Origin of the sequence: Pseudomonas sp. A2, assembly GCF_023100865.1 — a bacterium.
GTDB classification, from domain to species: Bacteria; Pseudomonadota; Gammaproteobacteria; order Pseudomonadales; family Pseudomonadaceae; genus Aquipseudomonas; species Aquipseudomonas asiatica.
In genome coordinates this window covers 3,630,152-3,654,053 of sequence record NZ_CP039127.1, presented here as the reverse complement: position 1 = coordinate 3,654,053, position 23,902 = coordinate 3,630,152, and the positions used below count along the sequence as shown (strand labels likewise).

Here is a 23,902-nt window from a genome sequence, read left to right as displayed (position 1 = left end):
GAACGCACCAAGGCCCGTCGATGCTGGTCATCGAGCAACTGCACAAATCATTCCCCACCCCCCAGGGCCCGCTCCCCGTGCTGCAGGGCGTCGACCTGCGCCTGGCGCGCGGCAGCAGCCTGGCGCTGATGGGCGAGTCGGGCAGCGGAAAGAGTACCTTGCTGCACCTGGTGGCCGGCCTGGACCGTGCCGACAGTGGCCGCATCCTGATCGACGACACCCCGCTCGACAGCCGTTCCGAGGCGTCGCTGGCGTTGTGGCGGCGGGAGGGCATCGGCCTGGTGTTCCAGCAATACAACCTGATCAGCAGCCTGGACGTGGGGGCCAATCTTGCGTTCCAGGCCCGGCTGGCCGGTCGGCATGATCCCGATTGGCTGGCCTACCTGGCGCAGCGCCTGGGTTTGGCGGACTTGCTGGCGCGTTACCCGGAGCAATTGTCTGGCGGCCAGCAACAGCGGGTCGCCATCGGCCGCGCCCTGGCCGGGCGCCCGGCCTGGTTGCTGGCCGACGAACCCACCGGCAGCCTCGATGAAACCAGCAGCGATGAGGTGTTGAGCCTGCTGTTGCAGCTGGTCGCCGAGGCTGGCAGTGGGGTGCTGATGGTGACCCACAGCCCGCGGCTGGCGGCGCGCTTGCAGCAGCGTTGTTACCTGCAGGCGGGCCGTGTACGGCCCGAGCCGGGCGGATGAGACTTCTATCGCTGGCCCTGCTGGCGCTGCTCAGCCACTGGCGGCGCCATCGCGTGCAGTTTTTCAGCATCTTCACCGGCCTGTGGCTGGCCACGGCGCTGTGGACCGGCGTGCAGGCGCTGAACAGCCAGGCACGCAGCGACTATGCCCGGGCCAGCGCGGTGCTGGCCGGGCCGTTGCAGGCGCAACTGGTGCCGCGCCGTGGCGAGCGCTTCGACCAGGCACTGTACGTGCAGTTGCGCAGGCTGGGCTGGGCGGTGACGCCGGTACTGGAAGGGCGCTTGCGCTTTGCTGGTGAGCCGGCGCGCAGCGTGCGGTTGATCGGCATCGAGCCGTTGAGCCTGCCGCCGGCCAGCAGTATCGCCGGTGTGCAGTCCGGAACGTTCGATCTGCAGGCCTTTGTCGGCATGCCCGGGCAAGCCTGGGTCGGGCCGGACACCTTGCGCCAGCTGCATGCCGGCCCCGGGGCCTCAGCACGCGACAGCGAAGGGCAGCTGCTGCCGCCGTTGGTTCTACAGCCAGCGCTGGCCCCAGGGGTGATCGTGGTCGATATCGGCCACGCCCAGGCGTTGCTGCATGCACCCGGGCAGTTGTCGCGCTTGCTGGTGCCTGCTACGCCGGGGCCGTTGCCGGCGGACATCGCGCCTTACCTTGAGCTGCAACCCCGGCAGGACGATGGCGGCTTGCAGCGGCTGACCGACAGTTTCCACCTCAACCTGACAGCTCTTGGCCTGCTGGCGTTTGTCGTCGGCCTGTTCATTGCCCATGCCGCAATCGGTTTGGCACTGGAACAGCGGCGCGGCCTGATTCGCAACCTGCGCGCCTGTGGCATCAGCTTGCAAACCCTGCTGTGCGCCTTGGTGCTGGAGCTGGGGCTGTTCGCGGTGCTGGGCGGCCTGGCCGGCGTGGTCAGTGGTTACGGGCTGGCCGCGTGGTTGCTGCCCGATGTGGCCGCCAGCTTGCGCGGGCTGTATGGCGCCCAGGTCGCCGGGGCGCTGAGCCTGCCCGCAGGGTGGTGGCTGATGGGCGTGCTGGTGAGCGTGCTGGGGGCGCTGCTGGCGGGTTTGGGCAGTGTACTGCGTGCGGCGCGGTTGCCGTTGCTGGCGCTGGCGCAACCTCAGGCATGGCGGTTGGCCCAGGGGCCCTGGTTGCGGCGCCAGGCCCTGGTGGCCGGCCTGTTGCTTTTGCTGGCCCTGGGCTGTGGCGTGCTGGGCGACAGCCTGCCCAGCGCGTTCGGCCTGCTGGCAGGCTTGCTGCTGGCTGCGGCGCTGCTGCTGCCGGCCTTGCTCGACCGGGTGCTGGCCTGGCTGGCGCGCCATTGCCGGCGGCCTTTGTCGCAATGGTTCGTCGCCGACAGCCGCCAGCAACTGCCGGCCCTGAGCCTGGCGTTGATGGCACTGTTGCTGGCGCTGGCGGCCAGTGTCGGCGTGGGCAGCATGACCGAGGGCTTTCGCAAGACCTTTGTCGGCTGGCTTGACCTGCGCCTGTCCGCCGACCTGTATGTCACCCCAAGGGACACCGCCCAGGGCTTGCAGATAGCCGAGTGGCTTGGGCAGCAACCTTCGGTGAGTGTGGTGTTGCCCGGCTGGCGTGTGGAAACACAGCTGCAGGGCTGGCCGGTGCAGCTCCAGGGCATCGTCGATCATCCCGTCTATCGCACTCGCTGGCCATTGCTGGCGCAGCAAAAGCAGGCCTGGCAACAACTGGCCGCCGGGCAGGCCGTGATGCTCAGTGAACAGCTGGCCAGGCGACTGAAGCTGCAGCTGGGCGATCGCCTGAGGCTGCCCGCAGACACTTCGCCAGCCCTGAGCGTTGTGGGCATCTATGCCGATTACGGCAACCCCAAAGGGCACATGCTGGTCAATGCCGGCTGGCTGCGCGGGCACTGGGCACAGGCAACCCTGACCGGGTTGAGTGTCGATCTGGTGGGCGATCAGGCGTCGGCGCTCGAGGCTGCATTGCAACAGCGCTTCGCCCTGGACGACAGCCGGGTGGTCGAGCAGGCGCGTCTCAAACGCTGGTCGACCGACGTGTTCAACCGCACCTTCGCCGCCACCGCCGCGCTCAACAGCCTTACCCTTGGCGTGGCAGGGGTGGCGCTGTTCATCAACCTGCTGACCTTGGGCCACACCCGCCTGGGCCAGCTGGCGCCGCTGTGGGCACTGGGTGTGCGGCGCACGCATCTGGTGTGGCTGAGCCTCGGGCAGACACTGCTGCTGAGCAGCCTTACCGTGCTGCTGGCGATCCCGCTGGGCATCCTGCTGGCCTGGTGCCTGGTCGCGGTGGTGAACGTGCAGGCATTCGGCTGGCGTTTGCCGCTCTACGTGTTCCCTGCGCAACTGCTGCACCTGGCCGTGCTGGGCATGCTTACCAGCCTGTTGGCCAGCGCGTGGCCCTTGTGGCAGCTGGCGCGTCGCCAGCCGCGCGAACTGTTGAGGCCGTTTGCCGATGAAGCGTAGCGCCTGGCTGTTGCTGTGTGGGTTGCTGGGCGGCTGTGACCAGCCCGCCGAGCAAAGCTATGCCGGGCTCGGGCAGCAGGCGGGTGAATTCAGCCAGGTAAGCCGCGGCCATCGCCTGGAATTTCCGCGTGACCATGGGGCCCACGATGGCTTTCGCATCGAATGGTGGTATGTCACCGCCAACCTCCAGGACTTCCAGGGGCGGGACTGGGGCGCGCAGTGGACGCTGTTTCGCTCGGCCCTGCGCCCAGGCCCCGAGACTGCCGGCTGGAACAGCCCGAACCTGTGGATGGGGCACGCGGCGCTGACCGGCCCCGGAGGGCATAGGTCTGGCGAAACCTTGGCGCGCGGGGGTATCGGCCAGGCCGGTGTGCAGGCCCAGCCGTTCCGGGCGTGGATCAATGACTGGTCGTTGCAGGGCAGCAGTGGCATCGAGCACCTGCAGATGGTCGCCGGTGGTGACGGCTTTCGCTATGACCTGCAACTGCACAGCGATCGGCCCTTGGTGCTGCACGGGGAGCAGGGCTACAGCGAGAAGTCCGGCAAGGGGCAGGCTTCGTACTATTACAGTCAGCCGTTCTATCGGGTGAGTGGGGAAGTGCAGCGTGACGGCCAGTGCATTGCCGTCACCGGCCAGGCCTGGCTGGACCGGGAATGGAGCAGCCAGCCGCTGGCTGCCGGGCAGACGGGTTGGGACTGGTTTTCCCTGCACCTGGACAGTGGCGCCAGGCTGATGCTGTTCCAGGTGCGCGAAGTGCAGGGGGAGGCGTATCGCGCCGGGACCTGGGTTGGCCCGCAGGGTGAAGTGGTGGTGCTGCAGGGTGCGCAGATCCAGCTACAGGCGCTGGCCTGGGCTCGGCAGAAGAACGGCAAGCAGGTGCCGACGCGATGGCGGGTGCAGGTGCCGGGGCATGGCGTGGATGTGCAGGTCGAGGCTGTGGAATCGCAGGCCTGGATGGAGACACGGTTCCCGTATTGGGAGGGGCCAGTGCGCTTGACCGGGAGTGCGGGTGGCCGTGGGTATCTGGAGATGACCGGCTATTAGCAATCCTGGGGTTTCTGAGTTTTCCTGGGGCTGCTTTGCAGCCCATCGCCGGCAAGCCAGCTGTCATGGAACAACACATGACTCCTCGGTTCAGTGAGGTTCTGTAGGAGCAGCCTTGTGCTGCGAAGAGGCCGGTACTGACAAAGCCTGTCTGTTGCTCGTGCCGGCCTCTTCGCAGCACAAGGCTGCTCCTACAAAGGACGCGTCAAACGAGCGGTATTTGTTCTCTGCGCGACAGCGCAGCCCAAAAGGGCTGGGCAATCTCCTGCAGATACTGCACAAGGCTTGAGGTCGATGCAGTCGAGGTGGGAGCTGGCTTGCCGGCGATGGGCCGCAACGCGGCCCCTGGGTTTCAATCTTTGATCAACCCTCGCAACACCGCTCGCGCTTCTTCAGTGCGCAAGCACTCGATGAACAACCGGGCCTCCCGCGCCACTGTCGCCTCGAGCTCGGCCCGCTGGCCGTCCTTGAGCAGCCGCTTGCTGATGCGCAGCGCCGCCTGCGGGTAACCTAGCAGCTGCCGCGCCAGGCGCCGGGCAGCTGCAAGGCACTGTTCACCGTCTTCATGCAGTTCATTGGCCAGCCCCCAGGCCACCATCCGTTCGCCATCAAGCAACTCGTTTGCCAGCAGCAGGCGAGCCGCCCGGGCATGGCCAAGCAAACGCGGCAGCAGCAGGCTGGAACCAAACTCCGGGCACACGCCCAACGGCGCGAAAGGGATGCGCAGCTTGGTCGTTCGGCTGACCAGCACCTGGTCGCAATGCAACAGCAAGGTGGCACCGATGCCGATCGCCGCGCCACTGACCGCGGCAATCAGCGGTTTGTCCAGGCCCATCACCACCCGCATCAGGCGGAACACCGGGCTGTCCAGGTCGGCGGGCGGGTTGTCGAGGAAGTCGCGCAAGTCATTGCCGGCGCTGAAGCAGTGCGGCCCACCGGTGATGATGATGGCTTCGACATCAGGGTCTTCACCTGCCGCCAGCAGCAGGTCGCCCAGCTGTTGGTACATGGCGGTGTTCAAGGCGTTGAGCTTGTCGGGGCGGTTGAAGGCCAGGGTCAGCAGGCCCTGGTCCAGGTCACGTGTGATCAGGTCGTTCATGGCAGCCGCTTTTGTTGTTGTGGGCATCGGTGCCAAGGGTTTATCACGCAGTCCGGCTTGTTGTACAGTCGTTCAGTCCAGCCCCAGCCCGAGAGCCGCCGATGAACCAGGAAGCCCGCTACCACCGCATGCTGCCGGAATTGCGCAAAGCCAACCTGGTCGAGGCGACCCTGGTATGCCTCAAGCGCCATGGCTTCCAGGGCGCGTCGATCCGCAAGATTTCGGCCGAGGCCGGGGTCTCGGTCGGGTTGATCAGCCATCACTACGCCGGCAAGGATGAGCTCGTGGCCGAAGCCTACATGGCGGTCACCGGCCGGGTGATGGGCCTGCTGCGCGAGGCCATGGCCCAGGCCGCGCCCAATGCCCGCGAGCGGTTGTCGGCGTTCTTCCGCGCCTCGTTCTGCGCCGAGCTGCTCGACCCGCAATTGCTCGACGCCTGGCTGGCGTTCTGGGGGGCGGTGAAGACCGCCGATGCGATCAACCAGGTGCATGACCATTCCTATGGCGAATACCGCAATGAACTGAGCGGGCTGCTGGCCACGCTGGCCGGGGAGGAGGGCTGGCAGGGCTTCGATGCCGACCTCGCGGCCATCAGCCTGAGCGCTTTGCTCGATGGCCTGTGGCTGGAGTCGGGGCTCAACCCCGGTACCTTCACCCCCGAGCAGGGCGTGCTGATCTGCGAGGCCTGGGTCGATGGCCTGCAGGCCGGTGGCCGGCGTCGCTTCAGCCCGCCGGAGGGCTGTTGATCGCCTGTTCAGTAACGAGTAGGCTGCTGTCGCGAGTGTGTAGAACAAACCAATAAAAAAAAGAGACGACACGCAATGACGCCTCGGGTATTGATCGTCGATGACGATCCGCTTATTCGTGACTTGCTGCAGGCCTATCTGTCCCAGGAAGGCTATGACGTGCACTGCGCCGACACCGCGGAAAAGGCCGAAGCACTGCTCGGCAGCCAGGATGTCGACCTGGTGCTGCTGGACATCCGCCTGCCCGGCAAAGACGGCCTCACCCTGACCCGTGAGCTGCGGGTACGTTCGGAGGTCGGCATCATCCTCATCACCGGCCGCAACGACGACATCGACCGTATCGTCGGCCTGGAATGCGGCGCCGACGACTACGTGATCAAACCGCTCAACCCCCGCGAACTGGTATCCCGCGCCAAGAACCTGGTCCGCCGTGTGCGCCATGCCCGCGAGGTGCACCCGACGCCGGCCTGCGCGCAATCGCTGAAGCAGTTCGCCGACTGGGCGCTGGACACCGACCGCCGGCGCCTGATCGACGCCCGTGGCGGGCAAACCCTGCTGACCCATGGCGAGTTCCAGTTGCTCAGCGTGTTCCTGCGCAACAGCGGCCACACCCTCAGCCGCGACCAGTTGATGGACCAGATCCGCAACCGCGAGTGGGTGCCCAACGACCGCTCCATCGACGTGCTGGTCGGCCGCCTGCGGCGCAAGCTGCACGACGACCCGGCCGAGCCCCAGCTGATCATCACCATCCACGGCACCGGCTACCTGTTCACCGCCAGCGTGGCGGCATGACCCGCAGCGCCTGGGTGCTGGCCTTGGCATTGTTCGCCGTGCAAGCCAGTGCAAGGCAGCCGGTGCGCTATTGCGACTACCCGGTGTACCCGCCGACTTCCTGGAGTGACGGCCACCAGGTGCGTGGCCTGGCCCCCACCGTGGTGCGAGAGCTGTTCGCGCGCATGGGCTACGAAGTGCAGACCGTGGTGCTGGGCAACTGGAAGCGCTGCCTGATGGACGCCGCCGCCGGGCGGGTGGACGTGGTGCTGGCCTACAACAGCGACCAGCGTGACCAACGCATGCGCTTTTCCACGGTGCCGGTGGTGCGCGAGGAAGTGGCGGTGTTCTACAACCGCCTGCGGCCGGTGCAGTTCCAGCGCCTGGAAGACCTGGCCAGTTACCGCGGCGGCCTGTTGTACGGCGAAAGCTACGGCGCCGACTTCGACCGCTTCGTCGCCCGCCACCAGAACATCGAGCGTGTGTCGTCCAGCCTGCAGAACTTCGGCAAGCTGATCCGTGGGCGTATCGACTACCTGATCCAGGAGCGGCGCACCGGCCAGCTGTTCATCGAAAACCTGCCCGGGGCGCAGGACATCCGCGTATTGCCCACGGCCCTGAGCGTGGACTACCTGCGCGTCGCGGTATCACGGCAATCGCCCTTGAGCCAGCATATGGACGAAATCGACGCGCAGTTGCTGCGCATGAACCAGGCGGGCGAGATCGAGCGCTGGCTGGAGCAGAGCGAAGTGATCTACCGCGACATGGTCAACCTGCCGGCGGACTCCCGATGATCCGCCTGCGCACCGATGGCTTGCTGCGCCGCCTGCTGCTGTTCATCCTGCTGTTCAGCCTGTGCTTTACCGTGCTGGCCAGCTCGGTGCAGCTGTATTTCGAGTACCGCCGCGAGATGCGCGATATCGAGGCGCGCATGGCGCTGATCCGCGCCGGTTACCTGGCCAGCCTGGAGCGCAGCCTGTGGGACCTGGACGAGGCACAGCTGGATACACAACTGCGCGGCCTGGTGGACTTTTCCGATGTCGCCCGGGTGCGTCTGGTCAGTGACGATGTCCAGATGTTGCGCGGCCTCGCCGAGCCCAAGGGGCCGCTGCGCATCGAACGCTTCGCCCTTGATTACCAGCCGCCCTCGGGGCCGGCCAGGCATCTGGGCGAGCTGGAAGTGAGCATCGACCTGGGCGCGGTGCACCGACGGCTGTATGCCACTGGCCTTGCCAGCCTGCTGTGGATGGGCGTGTTCCTGTGTGGCCTGGCGGTGGCGCTGTCGGGGCTGTTCTACCGCCTGGTCACCCGCCACCTGCAAGTGATGGCCGAGTTCGCCCGGCGTATTGGCGCCGGCCAATGGCAGGAACCATTGCGCCTGGGGCGCCGCCCGTCGACGCGCCCGGACGAGATCGACACCGTGGCCAATGCCCTGGATGACATGCGCCGCGCCATCCTCAGTGACATCGAACGACGCGAGCGCGACCGCCTGGCGCTGCAGGACAAGCGCGACGAACTGCAGGCCATGGTCGAGCGGCGTACCGCCAGCCTGGCCCGGGCCAAGGACGAGGCCGAAGCCGCCAACCTGGCCAAGTCACGCTTCCTGGCGACCATGAGCCATGAGCTGCGTACCCCGCTCAACGGCATTCTCGGCATGGCCGAGCTGCTGCGCGGCGGCCGGCTGGAGGCGGCCGACCGCCAGCGCGTCGAGGCCTTGTACAAGGCCGGCGAGGGGTTGCTGGCGATTCTCAACGAGGTGCTGTATTTCGCCCGGCTCGAGGAGGGCGAGAGCCGCGCCGAGCTGGTCGGTTTTTCGCTACGCCAGTTGTGCCAGGAAGTGCTGGCGCTGCTCGAACCCATGGCCCGGGACAATGGCGACACCCTGCAGCTGGATATCGACGAGCAATTGGCCGATTACCAGCACGGTGCCGAACAGTACCTGCGCCAGGTGCTCAGCAACCTGCTGGCCAATGCCATCAAGTTCACCGAACAGGGGCAAGTGCGGCTTGCGGTGCAGGTACTGGCCAGTGATCAGGGCTCGCAGCGCCTGCGGGTGTCGGTCAGCGACAATGGCATCGGCATCGAGCCGGCTGTGCAGGCCAGGGTCTTCGACCGCTTCGTCCAGGCCAGCGAGGCGGTGGCCCGGCGCTACGGCGGCACCGGCCTGGGCCTGGCGATCTGCAAGCACCTGGTGGAAAAACTGGGGGGCTGCATTGGCCTGGACAGCGTGCAGGGGCAGGGCAGTCGCTTCTGGTTCGAGCTCGACATGGCCCGCGGGCAGCCAGTGCTGGCCAGTTCACCAGCCCCGTCGCCCATGGCAAGCCTGGATATCCTGGTAGTCGAGGACGTGGCATTGAACCGCGAGGTGGCCGGTGGGTTGCTGTTGCGCGATGGCCACCGGGTGAGCTTTGCAGAAGACGCCGTGCAAGCCTTGCAGGCCTGCGCACAGCGGCGCTTCGACCTGATCCTGCTCGACGTGCATCTGCCCGGCATGAGCGGGGTGGAGCTGTGCCGGCAATTGCGTGCCACGCCCGGGCCGAACCGCCATAGCCGGGTCCTGGCACTGACGGCTGGCGTGCAGCCGGGGCAAGTCCCAGGCTACCTGGATGCCGGCATGCAGGGAGTGCTGGCCAAGCCCCTGCGGCTGGACAACCTGCGCCAGGCGCTGGCCGAAGCGGCGCCTGCTGAAGTGGCTGGCGTCGACTCGACAATGGACTGGTCATTGCTGGACACCCACCGCTCGCTGCTGGGTGAACAGAAGCTGCAAGGCCTGTTGAAGGTGCTGCGCCAGTCGCTGGAACATCACGCCACGGCGTTGGCCGAGGCGCTGCCGGCCCAGGACTTTACCGAAGTGCTGCACCTGGCCCACCGCCTGGCCGGCAGTTGCGATTCCCTGGGCTTTTGTGGGCTGGCTGCGCTGTTGCGTCGCCTTGAGGACGCTGCCCGGCAGCATGACGAACAGGCATTGAAAGCGCTCTCCGCGCCGCTGGCCACCGAGCTTGCCCAGGCCCGCGCCACCCTGGAACAGTTGATCCAGAGCTGACGTACAAAAACCTTACGACTTTTTACATCTTCGATCCGTTCGTTCAACGGCACCTTACATCCGTTTCCAATAATCCAAGGCAACCGTGTTGCACGCGGTCCATGAGGCTTATTGGAGACAAGAATAATGACATGCCGTAGCGCTCAGCCCCTCCTTCCCAACACACCGTGCGGCACCCCCGCGTGGTATGGCACCGGCCGCAAAGGCGAGGTGCGCCATGACTGACAACCGCGAAAAGATCCAGCTCACCCGCGCGCTGAAAAGCCGGCACATCTTCATGCTGTCGCTGGGCGGGGTGATCGGCACCGGGCTGTTCATGGGTTCGGGCGTCACCATCAACCAGGGCGGCCCGATAGGCGCGATCCTGGCCTACCTGGTCGCGGGTTTGCTGATGTACCTGGTGATGGTCTGCCTGGGCGAGCTGTCGGTGCAGATGCCGGTGTCTGGTTCGTTCCAGGCCCACGCCACCAAGTTCATCGGCCCAGCCACCGGCTTCATGATCGGCTGGGTGTACTGGATGAGCTGGGCCACCACCGTGGGCCTGGAGTTCACCGCCGCCGGCATGCTGATGACCCGCTGGTTCCCCGAGGTGCCGATCTGGTATTGGTCGGCGCTGTTCGTGGTCGTGCTGTTCGGCCTCAACGCCCTGGCCACCCGTGCCTTCGGCGAGGCGGAGTACTGGTTCTCGGGGATCAAGGTGGCGACCATCCTCGGCTTCATCATCATCGGCCTGTTGGTGATCTTCGGCGCCATCCCGCTGAGCAGCGGGGCGCCGGCACCGATGCTGGACAACCTGGTGGGCGAGTCGCTGTTCCCCCATGGCCTGTCGGCGGTGTTCGCGGTGATGATGACCGTGGTCTATGCCTTCCAGGGCTGTGAAATCATGGGGGTGGCGGCCGGCGAGACCGAGCACCCGGAAAAGAGCATCCCGCGGGCCGTGCGCAACGTGGTGTTCCGCGTGCTGATCTTCTACGTGCTGGCGATTGCCGTGCTCTCGGCCATCGTGCCGTTCGAGCAGGCCGGGCTGATGGAAAGCCCGTTCGTGCAGGTGTTCGACATGGTTGGCATTCCCTTTGCCGCCGACCTGATGAACTTCGTCATCCTCACCGCCATCCTTTCGGTGGGCAACTCCGGGCTGTATGCCTCCACGCGCATCCTCTGGGCCATGTCCAAGAGCGGCATGGCGCCGAAAAGCCTGTCGCCGCTGAGCAAGCGTGGCGTGCCGTTGCGGGCGCTGAGCATCACCCTGTGCTTTGCGCTGATCTCGCTGATGACCAGTTTCATTGCCGCCGACACCCTGTTCATGGTGTTGATGGCGGTGAGTGGCATGTCCGGCACCGTGACCTGGATCGTCATCGCCCTGGCGCAATACCGCTTCCGCAAGGCCTACCTGCGAGATGGTGGGCAACTGCAGGACCTGAAGTACAAGGCGCCGCTGTACCCGCTGGTGCCGCTGCTGTGCATCACCCTGTGCAGCTCGCTGTTCGTGTTCCTGGCGCTGGATGAAACCCAGCGGCCGTCGTTGTACTGGGGCTTTGGCTTCATTGCCCTGTGCTACGCGGCGTACTTCTTCGTCAACCGCCGTCGGCAGGGGGCCTTCGAGCCGAGCGTGCCAGGGGTTTGATGTTGTGGGTCGTTGGTTGTAAGTGTTCGTCGAAGCATTTTTATTGCCTGTGAGATCGAGCGCCGCCCGCGCGGCGCTTCGCGGGACAAGCCCGCTCCCACATTTGTTGCAACGTGCCGAACCTGACAGGCCATGGTTGTCAGCCTTGTTGCCTTGACGCGGTTTTCCGGCTGGCGCTACCGCCGCCTCACCGGCCTCAAACAATGCGCCAAAGCGGGCAACGCCTCTCCCACAGGCATGGCCACGTTGCAACAAATGTGGGAGCGGGCTTGTCCCGCGAAGCGCCGCGCGGGCGGCGCTCGATCTCACAGGCGCAGAAAGTGTCAAGGCGTATACCCGCGAAGCGCCGCGCGGGCGGCGCTCGATCTCCCAGGCAACGAAAATGCCATGCCAAAAGAAAACCGCGTAACAACAAAAACCGAGTTGTGCGAAGTTGTAACAGCCCATCCCGCCTTGTTGAACACTCGTTTAGTATCTCCCTCATCAAGCCCTCTCAAACCATCACAACAACACCGAGGCCCCCCCATGACCACCCCGTCGTCGTCACTGTTGAGCAAGGTCGAAGCCGGCGTTGCCTGGATCACCCTCAACCGCCCCGAGCAGCGCAATGCGCTGGACATCCCCACCCTCAAGCAACTGCACGCCCTGCTGGAAACTTGCAACAGCGACCCGGCCGTGCGCGTGGTGGTGCTGACCGGCAGCGGGCGAAGCTTCTGCGCCGGTGCCGACCTGGCCGAATGGGCCGCGGCCGAGGCCCAGGGCACCCTGGAAAGCTACGGCTGGACCGAAACCGCCCACGCCCTGATGTTGCGCCTGCACAGCCTCGACAAGCCCACCATCGCTGCTATCAACGGCACCGCCGTGGGCGGTGGCATGGACCTCAGCCTGTGCTGCGACCTGCGCATCGCCGCGGCCTCGGCGCGCTTCAAGGCCGGCTACACCAGCATGGGCTACAGCCCCGACGCGGGTGCCAGCTGGCATCTGCCACGGCTGATCGGCAGCGAGCAGGCCAAGCGCCTGTTGTTCCTCGATGAGCTGTGGGGTGCCGAACGTGCCCTGGCGGCGGGGCTGGTCAGCGAAGTCTGCGCCGACGAGCAACTGCCCGCCGTGGCGGCCGAGCTGGCCGGGCGCCTGGCCAACGGCCCCACCTTCGCCTACGCGCAGACCAAGCGGCTGATCCGCGATGGCGCCCGGCGCACCCTGGCCGAGCAGCTGGAGGCCGAGCGCCAGGCCGGCCTGCTGTGCGGTCGCAGCCAGGACGGTGCCGAGGCGCTGCAAGCCTCGGTGGAGCGCCGCGCCCCCCGTTTCACCGGCCAGTAACCCGATAACCGACCCTCACCAGGACCTTCGCAGATGAATTTCCAACTGACCCAAGAACAAGAAATGTTGGTGGAAGCGGTACGCAGTTTTGTCGCCAAGGAGCTGCTGCCCCATGAGGAGGCGGTGGACCGTGCCGATGCCGTGTCGCCCGAGCTGGCTGCGCAGATCCGCGGCAAGGCCATCGCCGCCGGGTTCTATGCCTTCAACATGCCCGAGGAGGTCGGCGGCGGTGGCCTGGACTATCTGTCCCAGGCGCTTATCGAGCGCGAACTGTCCAAGGTGTCCTGGGCCCTGCACGTGTTCGTCGCGCGGCCATCGAAAATCCTCATGGCCTGCAAGGACGAGCAGATCAACGACTACCTGTTGCCCTGCGTGCAGGGCGAGAAGATCGACTGCTTCGCCCTCACCGAGCCGGGCGCCGGCTCCGATGCCAACGCCATCAAGACCCGTGCCGTGCGCCAGGGTGACGACTTCGTCATCAACGGCAGCAAGCACTTCATCAGCCATGCCGGCCACGCCGATTTCGCCATCGTCTTCGCCGTCACCGACACCTACGAGCACAACGGGCGCAAGCGTAACGCGGTAACGGCCTTCCTGGTCGACCGGGGCACGCCGGGCATGACCATCCGCCGTGGCCCCAAGTGCGTGAGCAATCGTGGCTACCACACCTACGAGCTGTTCTTCGACGACTGCCGGGTGCCGGCCAGCAAGGTGCTGGGCGAGGTCGGCAAGGGCTGGGAGGTGGCCAACGCCTGGCTCACCGCCGGCCGCGTGATGGTCGCCGCCAACTGCGTGGGCCAGGCCCAGCGTGCCCTCGACCTGTCGCTGCAATGGGCCGCCGACCGCAAGCAGTTCGGCCAGGCCATCGGCAGTTATCAGGGCGTGTCGTTCAAGCTGGCCGACATGGCCACGCAGATTCGTGCTGCGGAAATGCTCACCCTGCACACCGCCTGGAAGATGGACCAGGGCAGCATGACCGACGGCGAGGCCGGCATGGCCAAGCTGTTCGCCAGCGAGGTGCTGGGCAAGGTTGCCGACGAAGCCGTGCAGATCTTCGGCGGCATGGGCCTGATGGATGAAGGGCCGGTCGAGCGCATCTGGCGCAACGCACGCATCGAGCGCATCTGGGAAGGCACCTCGGAAATCCAGCGGCACATCATCGCCCGCGAACTGCTGCGCCCGCTGCTGCGCTGAGCGCCAGGAGAACACCCATGTCGCATTCGATTCGTGACAACCTCAAGCGCCTGCTGGCACCCCGGCACCTGGCCTTCGTCGGCGGGCGCAGCATGGCGCGGGCGCTCAAGCGCTGCGCCGAAGGTGGCTTTGGTGGCGAGCTGTGGCTGGTCAACCCGCAGCATGACAGCCTCGAAGGCATTCCCTGTGTGGCACGGGTGGCCGACTTGCCCCATGCCCCGGATGCGGTGTTCATCGCCACCAACCGCGAACTGACCCTGCAGTGCGTTGCCGAGCTGGCCGCACGCGGCGCCGGTGGCGCCATCTGCTATGCCTCGGGCTTTGCCGAAAGCGGCGAAGAGGGCCGCCAGCTGCAGCAGCGCCTGCTCACCGCCGCCGGCAACATGGCCTTGCTCGGCCCCAACTGCTACGGCCTGCTCGACTACCTGCACGGCGCTGCCCTGTGGCCGGTGGCCCATGGTGGCCAGCAGGTGGAGAAGGGCGTGGCGATCCTCACCCAGAGCGGCAACTTCGCCTACAACCTGTCGATGAGCGACCGCTCGCTGCCGGTGGCCTACATGGCCTCGGTCGGCAACCAGGCACAACTGGGCGTGGCCGAGCTGATGGACGTGCTGCTCGACGACCCACGGGTAACCGCCATCGGCCTGCACCTGGAAGGCCTGAAGAACGTGCCGGGCTTTGCCCGTGCTGCCTGCAAGGCATTGCAGCAGGGCACGCCGATCATTGCGCTGAAGACTGGCGTGTCGCAGATCGGCGCCGAACTGGCGCTCAGTCACACCAGCTCGCTGTCCGGCTCCGATGCCTTGTACGACAGCCTGTTCCAGCGCCTGGGCGTGATCCGCGTCAGTGGCCCGGTGAGCTTCGTTGAAACCCTCAAGGCCGCCGCCTGTGGGCGCCTGCCGGTGAATGGCGAGCTGATCGCCCTGGCCTGCTCGGGTGGCGATGCCGGTTTGATCGCCGACTATGCCGAGCGCAATCAGCTGGTCCTGCCGAAGCTCGCACAAGGGCAGGTGGCGCAGTTGGCCGAGGTGCTGCCAGCCTATGCCAACCTGGTCAACCCGCTGGACTTCACCACGGCCATCTGGGGTGATGCAGCGGCCTTGCAACGCATGCTCGACAGCACCCTGAGCGGCGCAGCCGACGCGGCCATGCTGGTGCTGGACTACCCGGCGGCGTTCACCGGCGAACGCAAGGAATGCGACCTGCTGCTGGCGCTGTACTGCGATGCACTGGAGCGCCACGGCAAGATCGGCTTCGTCACCTCGGCATTCCCGGAGCTGTTGCCCGCCTGCGCGCGCCAGCGTTTGCACGCGCGTGGCATCGCCGCCCTGCAGGGCGTGGAGGATGGCCTGGCAGCCTGGGGGCGCATCGTCGCCTACCAGCGCAACCGCCAGCGGCTGCTGGAACAGGGTGAGGCCACGCGGGTGCCGCTGTGCCCGCAGGCCCTTGAGGGCGAGGGCCAGCTGCTGGACGAATGGCAATCCAAGCAAGCCCTGCGTGCCTTTGGCCTGCCGGTTCCGGCAGGGGTGCTGAGCACACCCGAGCGCGCTGTGGCAGATGCCGCCCGCGTCGGCTATCCGCTGGTATTGAAGGCGGTCAGCGCGCAACTGCCGCACAAGACCGAAGCCGGTGCGGTGGCGCTGAACCTGCGCGATGCCGCCGCCCTCGAGGTTGCGCTGGTGCAGATGCGCCAGCGCATCGCCGCCTACGCCCCGCAGGTAGCGTTCGACCAGGTGCTGCTCGAACCGATGGCCGAGGCGCCGCTGGCCGAACTGATCGTCGGCATCAAGCGCGAGCATGACTTCGCCCTGGCCCTGGTGATCGGTGCCGGTGGCGTGCTGGTCGAGCTGCTCAAGGACAGCGTCAGCCTGTTGCTGCCGACCACCGACGATGCCATCCGCAGCGCGCTGCTCGGCCTGCGCAGTGCCAGCCTGCTGCAAGGCTTCCGTGGCCGCCCGGCCGCCGACCTCGACGCACTGGTTGCGGCTATCCGCGCGGTGGCCGACTACGCCTGCGAGAACGCCGGGCAACTGCTGGAGCTGGATGTGAACCCATTGATGGTCGGTGCCCACGGCACCACCGCGGTCGACGCGCTGATCCGCCTCGGCCAGGCGCAAGGAGAACGACATGAATAAGCACACCCCGACCGCCGGCCAGGCGTTGGTGCGCCTGCTGGCCAACTACGGCGTGGAGACGGTATTCGGCATCCCCGGCGTGCACACCCTGGAGCTGTACCGCGGCCTGCCGGGCAGCGGCATCCGCCATGTGCTGACCCGCCACGAGCAGGGTGCCGGCTTCATGGCCGACGGCTATGCACGGGTAAGCGGCAAACCGGGGGTGTGCTTCGTCATCACCGGCCCGGGCGTGACCAATGCCGCCACCGCCATCGGCCAGGCCTACGCCGACTCCATCCCGATGCTGGTGATTTCCAGCGTCAACCACACTGCCAGCCTGGGCAAGGGCTGGGGCTGCCTGCACGAAACCCAGGACCAGCGCGCCATGACCGCGCCGATTACCGCGTTCTCCGCCGTGGCCCTGCGCGGCGACGACCTGCCCGAGCTGATCGCCCGCGCATGGGCTGTGTTCGACAGCGAACGGCCGCGCCCGGTGCACATCTCGGTGCCGCTGGACGTACTGGCCGCGCCGGTCAGCCGTGACTGGAGCAATGAGGTGGTGCACCGCCCCGGGCGCGGCCAGCCTTGCCGCGACATCCTTGACCAGGCCGCCGTGAAGCTGGTCGCCGCCAAGCGGCCGATGATCATTGCCGGCGGTGGGGCACTGCACGCGGCCGAGCAGTTGCAGCAGCTGAGCACCCGACTGGCAGCGCCATTGTTCACCAGCGTGGCCGGCAAGGGCCTGCTGCCAGCGGACGCACCACTGAATGCCGGCGCCAGCCTGTGCGTCGAGCCCGGCTGGCAGCTGATCAGCCAGGCCGACGTGGTGCTGGCAGTGGGTACCGAAATGGCCGACACCGACTTCTGGCGCGAGCGCCTGCCGATCAGCGGCGAGCTGCTGCGCGTGGACATCGACCCGCGCAAGTTCAACGACTTCTACCCCTGTGCCATTGCCCTGCACGGCGATGCCCGGCAAACCCTGGCCGGCCTGCTCGAGCACCTGCCAGCGCTGGACCGTGACCCGGCCCAGTCCAGCGAAGCCGTGGCCAACCTGCGCCAGGCCATTCGCAGCGGGCATGCTCCGCTGCAGGCCGTGCACCAGGCAATCCTCGACCGCATTGCCGCCGTGCTGCCCGACGATGCCTTCGTCAGCAGCGACATGACCCAACTGGCCTATACCGGCAACTACGCCTTCGCCAGCCGGGCGCCGCGCAGCTGGCTGCACCCCACCGGCTACGGCACCCTCGGCTATGGCCTGCCGGCCGGCATCGGCGGCATGTTCGCCAGCGACCACCGGCCAGGCCTGGTGCTGGTGGGCGACGGCGGCTTCCTCTACACCGCCCAGGAACTGGCCACGGCAGTCGAAGAACTGGACCGGCCACTGGTCGTGTTGTTATGGAACAATGACGCCCTTGGCCAGATCCGCGACGACATGCTCGGCCTGGACATCGAGCCGGTCGGCGTACTGCCACGCAACCCGGACTTCGTCGGCCTGGCCCGCGCCTTTGGTTGCACGGTGCGCCAGCCGCGTGATCTGGACGCGCTGCAGGCCGATCTGGCCAGCGGTTTCGCCACCCCCGGCGTCACCTTCATCGAACTCAAACACACCTGCGTCTGCTAAGCGGCAGACACAACGAACAACAAGAGAAATCACCATGCAATTCAGCCGTACCCTCCTGGCTGCATCCCTCGCTCTGCTGATCACTGGCCAGGCCCCGCTGTACGCCGCACCGCCCCTGTCGATGGACAACGGCACCGCCGCCCTGACCGCGCAGAACAGCAACGCCTGGGTCGAAATCAGTGCCGGCGCACTGCAACACAACATCCGTACCTTGCAGGCCGAGCTGGGCGGCAAGTCCAAGCTGTGCGCCGTGCTCAAGGCCGACGCCTATGGCCACGGTATCGGCCTGGTCATGCCGTCGATCATCGCCCAGGGCGTGCCTTGCGTGGCGGTAGCCAGCAACGAGGAGGCCCGCGTGGTCCGCGCCAGCGGCTTCACCGGGCAACTGGTGCGGGTACGCCTGGCCAGCCTCGGCGAAGTGGAAGATGCCTTGCAGTACGACATGGAAGAGCTGGTTGGCAGCGCCGAGTTCGCCCGCCAGCTCGATACCATCGCCGAACGCCACGGCAAGACCCTGCGCATTCACATGGCGCTCAATTCCAGCGGCATGAGCCGCAACGGCGTGGAAATGACCACCTGGTCCGGCCGGGGTGAAGCGCTGCAGATCACTGACCAGAAGCACCTCCAGCTGGTCGCGCTGATGACTCACTTCGCCGTGGAAGACAAGGACGATGTGCGCAAAGGCCTGGCAGCGTTCAACGAACAGACCGACTGGCTGATCAAGCACGCGAAACTTGATCGCAGCAAGCTCACCCTGCATGCCGCCAACTCCTTCGCTACGCTGGAAGTGCCGGAAGCGCACCTGGACATGGTGCGTACCGGTGGCGCGCTGTTCGGCGACACCGTGCCGACGCGCACCGAATACCAACGTGTCATGCAGTTCAAGTCGCACGTGGCGGCGGTGCACAGCTACCCGGCAGGCAACACCGTCGGCTACGACCGCACCTTCACCCTGGCGCGTGATTCGCGCCTGGCCAACATCACCGTGGGTTACTCCGATGGCTACCGCCGGGTGTTCACCAACAAGGGCCATGTGCTGATCAACGGCCACCGAGTGCCCGTGGTGGGCAAGGTGTCGATGAACACCTTGATGGTCGATGTCACCGACTTCCCCGATGTGAAGGGGGGCAACGAAGTGGTGCTGTTCGGCAAACAGGCCGGGGGGGAGATCACCCAGGCCGAGATAGAAGAAATCAACGGCGCGTTGCTCGCCGACCTCTACACCGTATGGGGCAGTTCCAACCCGAAGATTCTCGTCGACTGAACTGCCAATGAAGGGAGATTGCCATGCGCTACGCCAAGCTCACTCAACGCATCGCCGGCGACGGGGCTGCGGCCTGGGACATCCACTATCGCGCCCTGGCGCTGCAGGCCGAGGGTAGGGATATCCTGCTGCTTTCGGTGGGTGACCCGGACTTCGACACCCCCGCGCCGATCGTCGAGGCGGCCATCGACAGCCTGCGTTCGGGCCACACCCATTACGCCGATGTGCGCGGCAAGCTGGCGCTGCGCCAGGCCATCGCCAACCGCCACCGCCAGCGCAGCGGCCAGGCCGTCGATGCCGACCAGGTGACGGTGCTGGCGGGGGCCCAGTGCGCGTTGTACTGCGTGGCCCAGTGCGTGCTCGACCCGGGTGACGAGGTAATTGTCGCCGAGCCCATGTACGTGACCTACGAGGCGGTGTTCGGGGCTTGTGGCGCCAAGGTGGTGCCGGTGCCGGTCAAGCCGGAGAACGGCTTTCGCGTGTGCCCGCGTGACGTGGCCGCGCGCATCACCCCGCGCACCCGCGCCCTGGCCCTGAACAGCCCGCACAACCCCTCGGGGGCGAGCCTGCCGCGCGCCACCTGGGAGGCGCTGGCCGAGCTGTGCATCGCCCACGATCTGTGGTTGATCTCTGACGAGGTGTATAGCGAGCTGTTGTACGACGGCGAGCATGTCAGCCCTGGCAGCCTGCCGGGCATGGCCGAGCGCACCGCCACCCTCAACAGCCTGTCGAAGTCGCATGCCATGACCGGTTGGCGGGTGGGCTGGGTGGTCGGTTCGACCGAACTTGCCACCCACCTGGAAAACCTCGCCCTGTGCATGCTGTACGGTTCGCCGGACTTCATCCAGGACGCCGCCGTGGTGGCACTGGAGCAGCAGCTGCCGGAACTGGATGTCATGCGCGAAGCCTATCGCCAGCGTCGCGACCTGGTGTGCGAGCAGTTGGCCGACTGCCCGGGCATCAAGGTGCTCAAGCCCGATGGCGGCATGTTCGTGATGGTCGACATCCGCGAGACCGGCCTCAGCGCCCAGGCCTTCGCCGATCGCCTGCTCGACAGCCAGGGTGTGTCGGTGCTCGCTGGCGAAGCCTTCGGCCCCAGCGCTGCCGGGCATATCCGCCTGGGCCTGGTATTGGGTGACGAGGCCTTGGCCGACGCTTGCCGGCGCATCGCCCGCTGCGCCGCCGCACTGATGCAGGGGCAGGCCCATGCGTGAATATGCGCGGCTGTACATCGACGGCGCCTGGCAGGTACCGAGCGGGCAGGGCATGGCCGAGGTGATCGACCCGGCCACCGAACAGGCCATCGGCCGGGTGCCGCTGGGCGCCGAGGCCGATGTCGAACGGGCGGTGATGGCTGCGCGGCGGGCCTTCGATGGCTGGTCGCGCACGCCGTCCAGCGTGCGTGCCGGGTTCATAACGGCGCTGGCCGCACAGCTGAAGAGCCGCGCGGCGGAAATGGCCTCGGTCATCACCGACGAGTTGGGCATGCCGGTGCAGTGGTGCCAGGCGGTACAGGTGGAGGGCCCGATTGCCGGGCTGGAGCAGTACGCCGAACTGGCCGGGCTGATGGATGAGGTGCGCGAAGTCGGCAACTCGCTGGTGTACCGCGAAGCCGTTGGCGTGTGCGCGTTCATCAACCCGTGGAACTACCCGCTGCACCAGATGATCGGCAAGCTGGCGCCGGCCCTGGCCGCCGGCTGCACGGTGGTGGTCAAGCCCAGCCAGGAAACACCGCTGCATGCGTTCCTGCTGGCCGAGATGATCGAGGCCATCGGCCTGCCGGCCGGGGTGTTCAACCTGGTCAGCGGGCCGGGGGCCAAGGTTGGCGAGGCCCTGGCCCGGCACCCGCAGGTGGACATGGTGTCGTTCACCGGCTCCACCGGCGCCGGGGTGCGCGTGGCCCAGGCGGCCGCGCCGACGGTGAAGCGGGTGTGCCTGGAGCTGGGTGGCAAGTCGCCGCTGCTGATCACCGCCGACGCCGACCTGCACGCGGCGGTGCGCCATGGCGTGCAGGATGTGATGATCAACTCGGGGCAGACCTGCACGGCCCTGACCCGCATGCTGCTGCCGGCCAGCCGCTACGCCGAGGCGCTGGAGATTGCCGAGGCCGAGACCCGTGCGCTGGTCATGGGCGACCCGCGTGACCCGGCCAGCTTCCTCGGGCCGATGTGTTCGGCAGGCCAGCGGCGCACCGTGCTCGACTACATTCGCCTGGGCCAGGAAGAGGGCGCGCGCCTGCTGTGCGGCGGTGATACGCCAGCCGGCTTCGAGCGCGGGTTCTACGTGGCGCCGACGTTGTTCGCCGATGTCGACAACCGCATGCGCATCGCCCAGGAGGAAATCTTCGGCCCGGTGCTGTGCCTGATCCCCTATGCCGACGAGGCCCAGGCGCTGGCCCTGGCCAACGATTCGCCGTTCGGCCTGTCCAGCGCGGTGTGGGCCGGCAGCCGCGAGCACGGCCTGGCCCTGGCGCGGCAGATACGCGCCGGGCAGTGCTTCATCAACGGTGGCGGGTTCAACTACCAGGCACCGTTCGGTGGCTACAAGCAGTCGGGCAACGGGCGTGAGTGGGGTGAGGAGGGCCTGGCGGAGTTCGTCGAGGTGAAAGCGGTGCAGTGCTGAGCCACAGCTGGAAGACAACCTGTTTTGTGTGAGGAGAATGTTTGTGAATGTACTGATCGTCCACGCTCACCCCGAGCCGCAATCGTTCACCGCTGCCCTGCGTGACCAGGCCGTGGAAACCTTCCGCGCCCAGGGCCACCAGGTGCAGGTCAGCGACCTGTACGCCATGGGCTGGAACCCGGTGGCCAGCGCCGATGACTTCAGCCAGCGCGAGAACCCCGAGTACCTGGTGTATGCCCTGGAGCAGCGCCAAGGGGTCAAGCGTGGCGCCATTGCCGCGGATATCCGGCAGGAGCTGGACAAGCTGCTGTGGGCCGACTTGCTGGTGCTGAACTTCCCGATCTTCTGGTTCTCGGCGCCGGCCATGCTCAAGGGCTGGATCGACCGCGTGCTGGTGTCGGGGGTGTGCTATGGCGGCAAGCGCTTCTACGACCAGGGCGGTTTGGCGGGCAAGAAAGCGCTGGTGACCGTGACCCTGGGCGGGCGCGAGCACATGTTTGGCGACGGGGCGATTCATGGGCCGCTGGAGGACATGCTGCGGCCGATCTTGCGCGGCACGCTGGCCTACGTGGGGTTCGAGGTGCTGCCGCCGTTCGTGGCCTGGCATGTGCCGTACATCAGTGACGAGGCGCGGCAGGCGTTCTTGCAGCAGTACCGGCAGCGCCTGGAGCAGCTCCCGGACGACCAGCCACTGGTGTTCCCGCGCCTGGAGCAGTTTGATGAGGCGCTTTACCCGCTGGCGTGATTGACTGTTCTGGCCCAATCGCCGGCAAGCCAGCTCTCATAGAACAACACATGACTCATTGGTTCGGCGAGGTTCTGTAGGAGCAGCCTTGTGCTGCGAAGAGGCCGGTACTGACAAAGCCTATCTGTTGCTTGTACCGGCCTCTTCGCAGCACAAGGCTGCTCCTACAAAGGACGCGTCAGACGAGCGATATTGGTTCTCTGCGCGACAGCGCAGCCCAAAGGGCTGGGCAATCTCCCACAGGGAAATCACAGGGCTTCAGGACTGTGGAGGACCTGTGGGAGCTGGCTTGCCGGCGATTGGGCCTGTGGCCTTCATACAAAATTCACCGGCAAAAAAAAGCGACCACCCACACATTCGGGGTATGTCCCCCTTCGGCAAATCCCTCGATAGTGCCCCCATCGGCTCGATCCCGAGCATTCACACGATGGAGTTGCCATGCGCAAGGTACTGAAGGTGATTGGCGGTCTGCTGCTGGCGTCTGGCGCCAGCCTGGCCCAGGCAGAAGAGGTGGACAGCGGTAACACGTTGCGGTTGTACAACTGGACCGACTATATCGGCGAAACCACCCTGGCCGATTTCGAGAAGGCCACCGGCATCAAGGTCATCTACGACACCTTCGACGGCTACGAAACGGTGCAGACCAAACTGCTCACCGGCCGCTCCGGCTACGACCTGGTCATGCTCAACGCTTCCCTGGTTCCCCCGCTGATCAGCGCCGGGGTGTTCCAGGCGCTGGACAAGCGGCAACTGCCCAGCTGGCACAACCTCGACCAGCAGGTGGTGAACAACCTGCAAGGCTACGACCCCGGCCTGAAATACTCGGCGCCCTACACTTGGGGCAGCTCGGGGGTAACCTACAACGTCGACAAGATCACCGCGCGCATGCCCGATGCCCCCATCGGCTCGCTGGCCATGCTGTTCGACCCCAGGATCGTCTCGCGCTTCGCCGACTGTGGCGTCACCTTGATGGATGCGCCGACCGAAGTCATCCCGCTGGCCCTGCAATACCTGGGCAAGGACCCACGCAGCGCATCACCGGCCGACCTCAAGGCGGCCGAACAACTGCTGTTGGGCATTCGCCCCTACATTCGCAAGTTCGATTCGGTCAACTACCTCACCAGCCTGCCCAACGGCGATGTCTGCCTGGCCCTGACCTGGTCCGGCGACTACGCCACCGCCCAGGCCCGCGCGGTGGAAGCGAAGAAGGACATCAAGCTGTCGTTCTTCATCCCCCAGGAAGGCTCGCTGATCTGGTTCGACAATCTGTACATCCCCAAGGATGCGCCGCACGCGGCCAACGCCCACCGCTTCATCGAGTTCCTGCTGCAGCCGCAGACCATGGCCAAGGTCACCGACTACATCCACTACGCCAACAGCAACGCCGCCGCCACGGCGCTGGTGCGCGACGAGATCCGCCAGGACCCGGCCATCTACCCCGACGCGCAAACCCGCGAGCGCCTGTTCGCGCAGAAAACCCAGAGCCCGAAGGACATGCGCGCCATCACCCGGGTCTGGAGCACGGTCAAGACCGGTTTCTGAACAC

The 23,902-nt window shown here is 66.5% G+C and carries 18 protein-coding genes; 17 read left to right on the top strand and 1 reads right to left on the bottom strand.

The window, feature by feature from the left end:
• The first annotated feature begins 20 nt into the window (after positions 1-20).
• The 3 genes from E5221_RS16830 to E5221_RS16820 are packed head-to-tail and all read left to right on the top strand — an operon-like array spanning position 21 to position 4,193.
• Positions 21-689 (top strand): ABC transporter ATP-binding protein, encoded by a 669-nt coding sequence (locus E5221_RS16830; RefSeq protein ID WP_061551691.1) that lies wholly within the window; start codon positions 21-23, stop codon positions 687-689.
• Positions 686-3,148, top strand: coding sequence for an ABC transporter permease (locus E5221_RS16825; RefSeq protein WP_247846025.1), 2,463 nt, complete (start codon positions 686-688; stop codon positions 3,146-3,148). The genes E5221_RS16830 and E5221_RS16825 overlap by 4 nt, the downstream gene beginning before the upstream one ends.
• Complete coding sequence (locus tag E5221_RS16820) at positions 3,138-4,193, top strand: lipocalin-like domain-containing protein (protein WP_247846024.1); 1,056 nt, start codon at positions 3,138-3,140, stop codon at positions 4,191-4,193. Before E5221_RS16825 ends, E5221_RS16820 begins: the two co-directional genes overlap by 11 nt.
• 352 nt (positions 4,194-4,545) lie before the next feature.
• Here the strand turns inward: E5221_RS16820 and E5221_RS16815 are convergent, their stop codons facing one another.
• A complete protein-coding gene (locus E5221_RS16815; protein ID WP_061551688.1) occupies positions 4,546-5,292 on the bottom strand; it encodes an enoyl-CoA hydratase in 747 nt (248 codons plus the stop codon).
• 101 nt (positions 5,293-5,393) lie between these two features.
• Here E5221_RS16815 and E5221_RS16810 point away from each other — a divergent pair, with 101 nt between their 5' ends.
• From E5221_RS16810 to E5221_RS16745, 14 genes are all read left to right on the top strand, one after another.
• Entirely contained in the window at positions 5,394-6,038 is a 645-nt protein-coding gene (locus E5221_RS16810; protein WP_061551687.1) for a TetR family transcriptional regulator C-terminal domain-containing protein, read from the top strand.
• Between the two features lie 75 nt (positions 6,039-6,113).
• Positions 6,114-6,830 carry a response regulator gene (locus tag E5221_RS16805; protein ID WP_013973084.1) on the top strand — a complete coding sequence of 239 codons (717 nt, stop codon included), beginning with the start codon at positions 6,114-6,116 and terminating at the stop codon, positions 6,828-6,830.
• A complete protein-coding gene (locus E5221_RS16800; RefSeq protein ID WP_247846022.1) occupies positions 6,827-7,603 on the top strand; it encodes a transporter substrate-binding domain-containing protein in 777 nt (258 codons plus the stop codon). Before E5221_RS16805 ends, E5221_RS16800 begins: the two co-directional genes overlap by 4 nt.
• Positions 7,600-9,852 (top strand): ATP-binding protein, encoded by a 2,253-nt coding sequence (locus tag E5221_RS16795; protein WP_247846021.1) that lies wholly within the window; start codon positions 7,600-7,602, stop codon positions 9,850-9,852. The genes E5221_RS16800 and E5221_RS16795 overlap by 4 nt, the downstream gene beginning before the upstream one ends.
• A 217-nt stretch (positions 9,853-10,069) precedes the next feature.
• Positions 10,070-11,476: an amino acid permease gene (locus E5221_RS16790; protein ID WP_013973081.1), complete on the top strand. Its 1,407-nt coding sequence runs from the start codon at positions 10,070-10,072 to the stop codon at positions 11,474-11,476.
• A gap of 525 nt (positions 11,477-12,001) precedes the next feature.
• Positions 12,002-12,796, top strand: a complete 795-nt coding sequence (locus E5221_RS16785) for an enoyl-CoA hydratase-related protein (protein ID WP_015270770.1) — start codon at positions 12,002-12,004, stop codon at positions 12,794-12,796.
• A gap of 33 nt (positions 12,797-12,829) precedes the next feature.
• Complete coding sequence (locus E5221_RS16780) at positions 12,830-13,990, top strand: acyl-CoA dehydrogenase family protein (RefSeq protein WP_015270769.1); 1,161 nt, start codon at positions 12,830-12,832, stop codon at positions 13,988-13,990.
• Between the two features lie 17 nt (positions 13,991-14,007).
• Positions 14,008-16,125: an acetate--CoA ligase family protein gene (locus tag E5221_RS16775; protein ID WP_247846019.1), complete on the top strand. Its 2,118-nt coding sequence runs from the start codon at positions 14,008-14,010 to the stop codon at positions 16,123-16,125.
• A complete protein-coding gene (locus E5221_RS16770) occupies positions 16,118-17,725 on the top strand; it encodes a 5-guanidino-2-oxopentanoate decarboxylase (RefSeq protein WP_137137570.1) in 1,608 nt (535 codons plus the stop codon). The genes E5221_RS16775 and E5221_RS16770 overlap by 8 nt, the downstream gene beginning before the upstream one ends.
• Before the next feature lie 34 nt (positions 17,726-17,759).
• A complete protein-coding gene (alr, locus tag E5221_RS16765; RefSeq protein ID WP_015270766.1) occupies positions 17,760-18,989 on the top strand; it encodes an alanine racemase in 1,230 nt (409 codons plus the stop codon).
• A gap of 23 nt (positions 18,990-19,012) precedes the next feature.
• Positions 19,013-20,203 carry a pyridoxal phosphate-dependent aminotransferase gene (locus E5221_RS16760; protein WP_015270765.1) on the top strand — a complete coding sequence of 397 codons (1,191 nt, stop codon included), beginning with the start codon at positions 19,013-19,015 and terminating at the stop codon, positions 20,201-20,203.
• A complete protein-coding gene (locus E5221_RS16755; RefSeq protein ID WP_247846017.1) occupies positions 20,196-21,611 on the top strand; it encodes an aldehyde dehydrogenase family protein in 1,416 nt (471 codons plus the stop codon). The genes E5221_RS16760 and E5221_RS16755 overlap by 8 nt, the downstream gene beginning before the upstream one ends.
• A gap of 43 nt (positions 21,612-21,654) precedes the next feature.
• Complete coding sequence (locus E5221_RS16750; protein WP_061551774.1) at positions 21,655-22,356, top strand: NAD(P)H-dependent oxidoreductase; 702 nt, start codon at positions 21,655-21,657, stop codon at positions 22,354-22,356.
• Positions 22,357-22,794: 438 nt separating this feature from the next.
• Positions 22,795-23,898, top strand: coding sequence for a polyamine ABC transporter substrate-binding protein (locus tag E5221_RS16745; protein WP_061551681.1), 1,104 nt, complete (start codon positions 22,795-22,797; stop codon positions 23,896-23,898).
• The last annotated feature ends 4 nt before the right edge of the window (positions 23,899-23,902 follow it).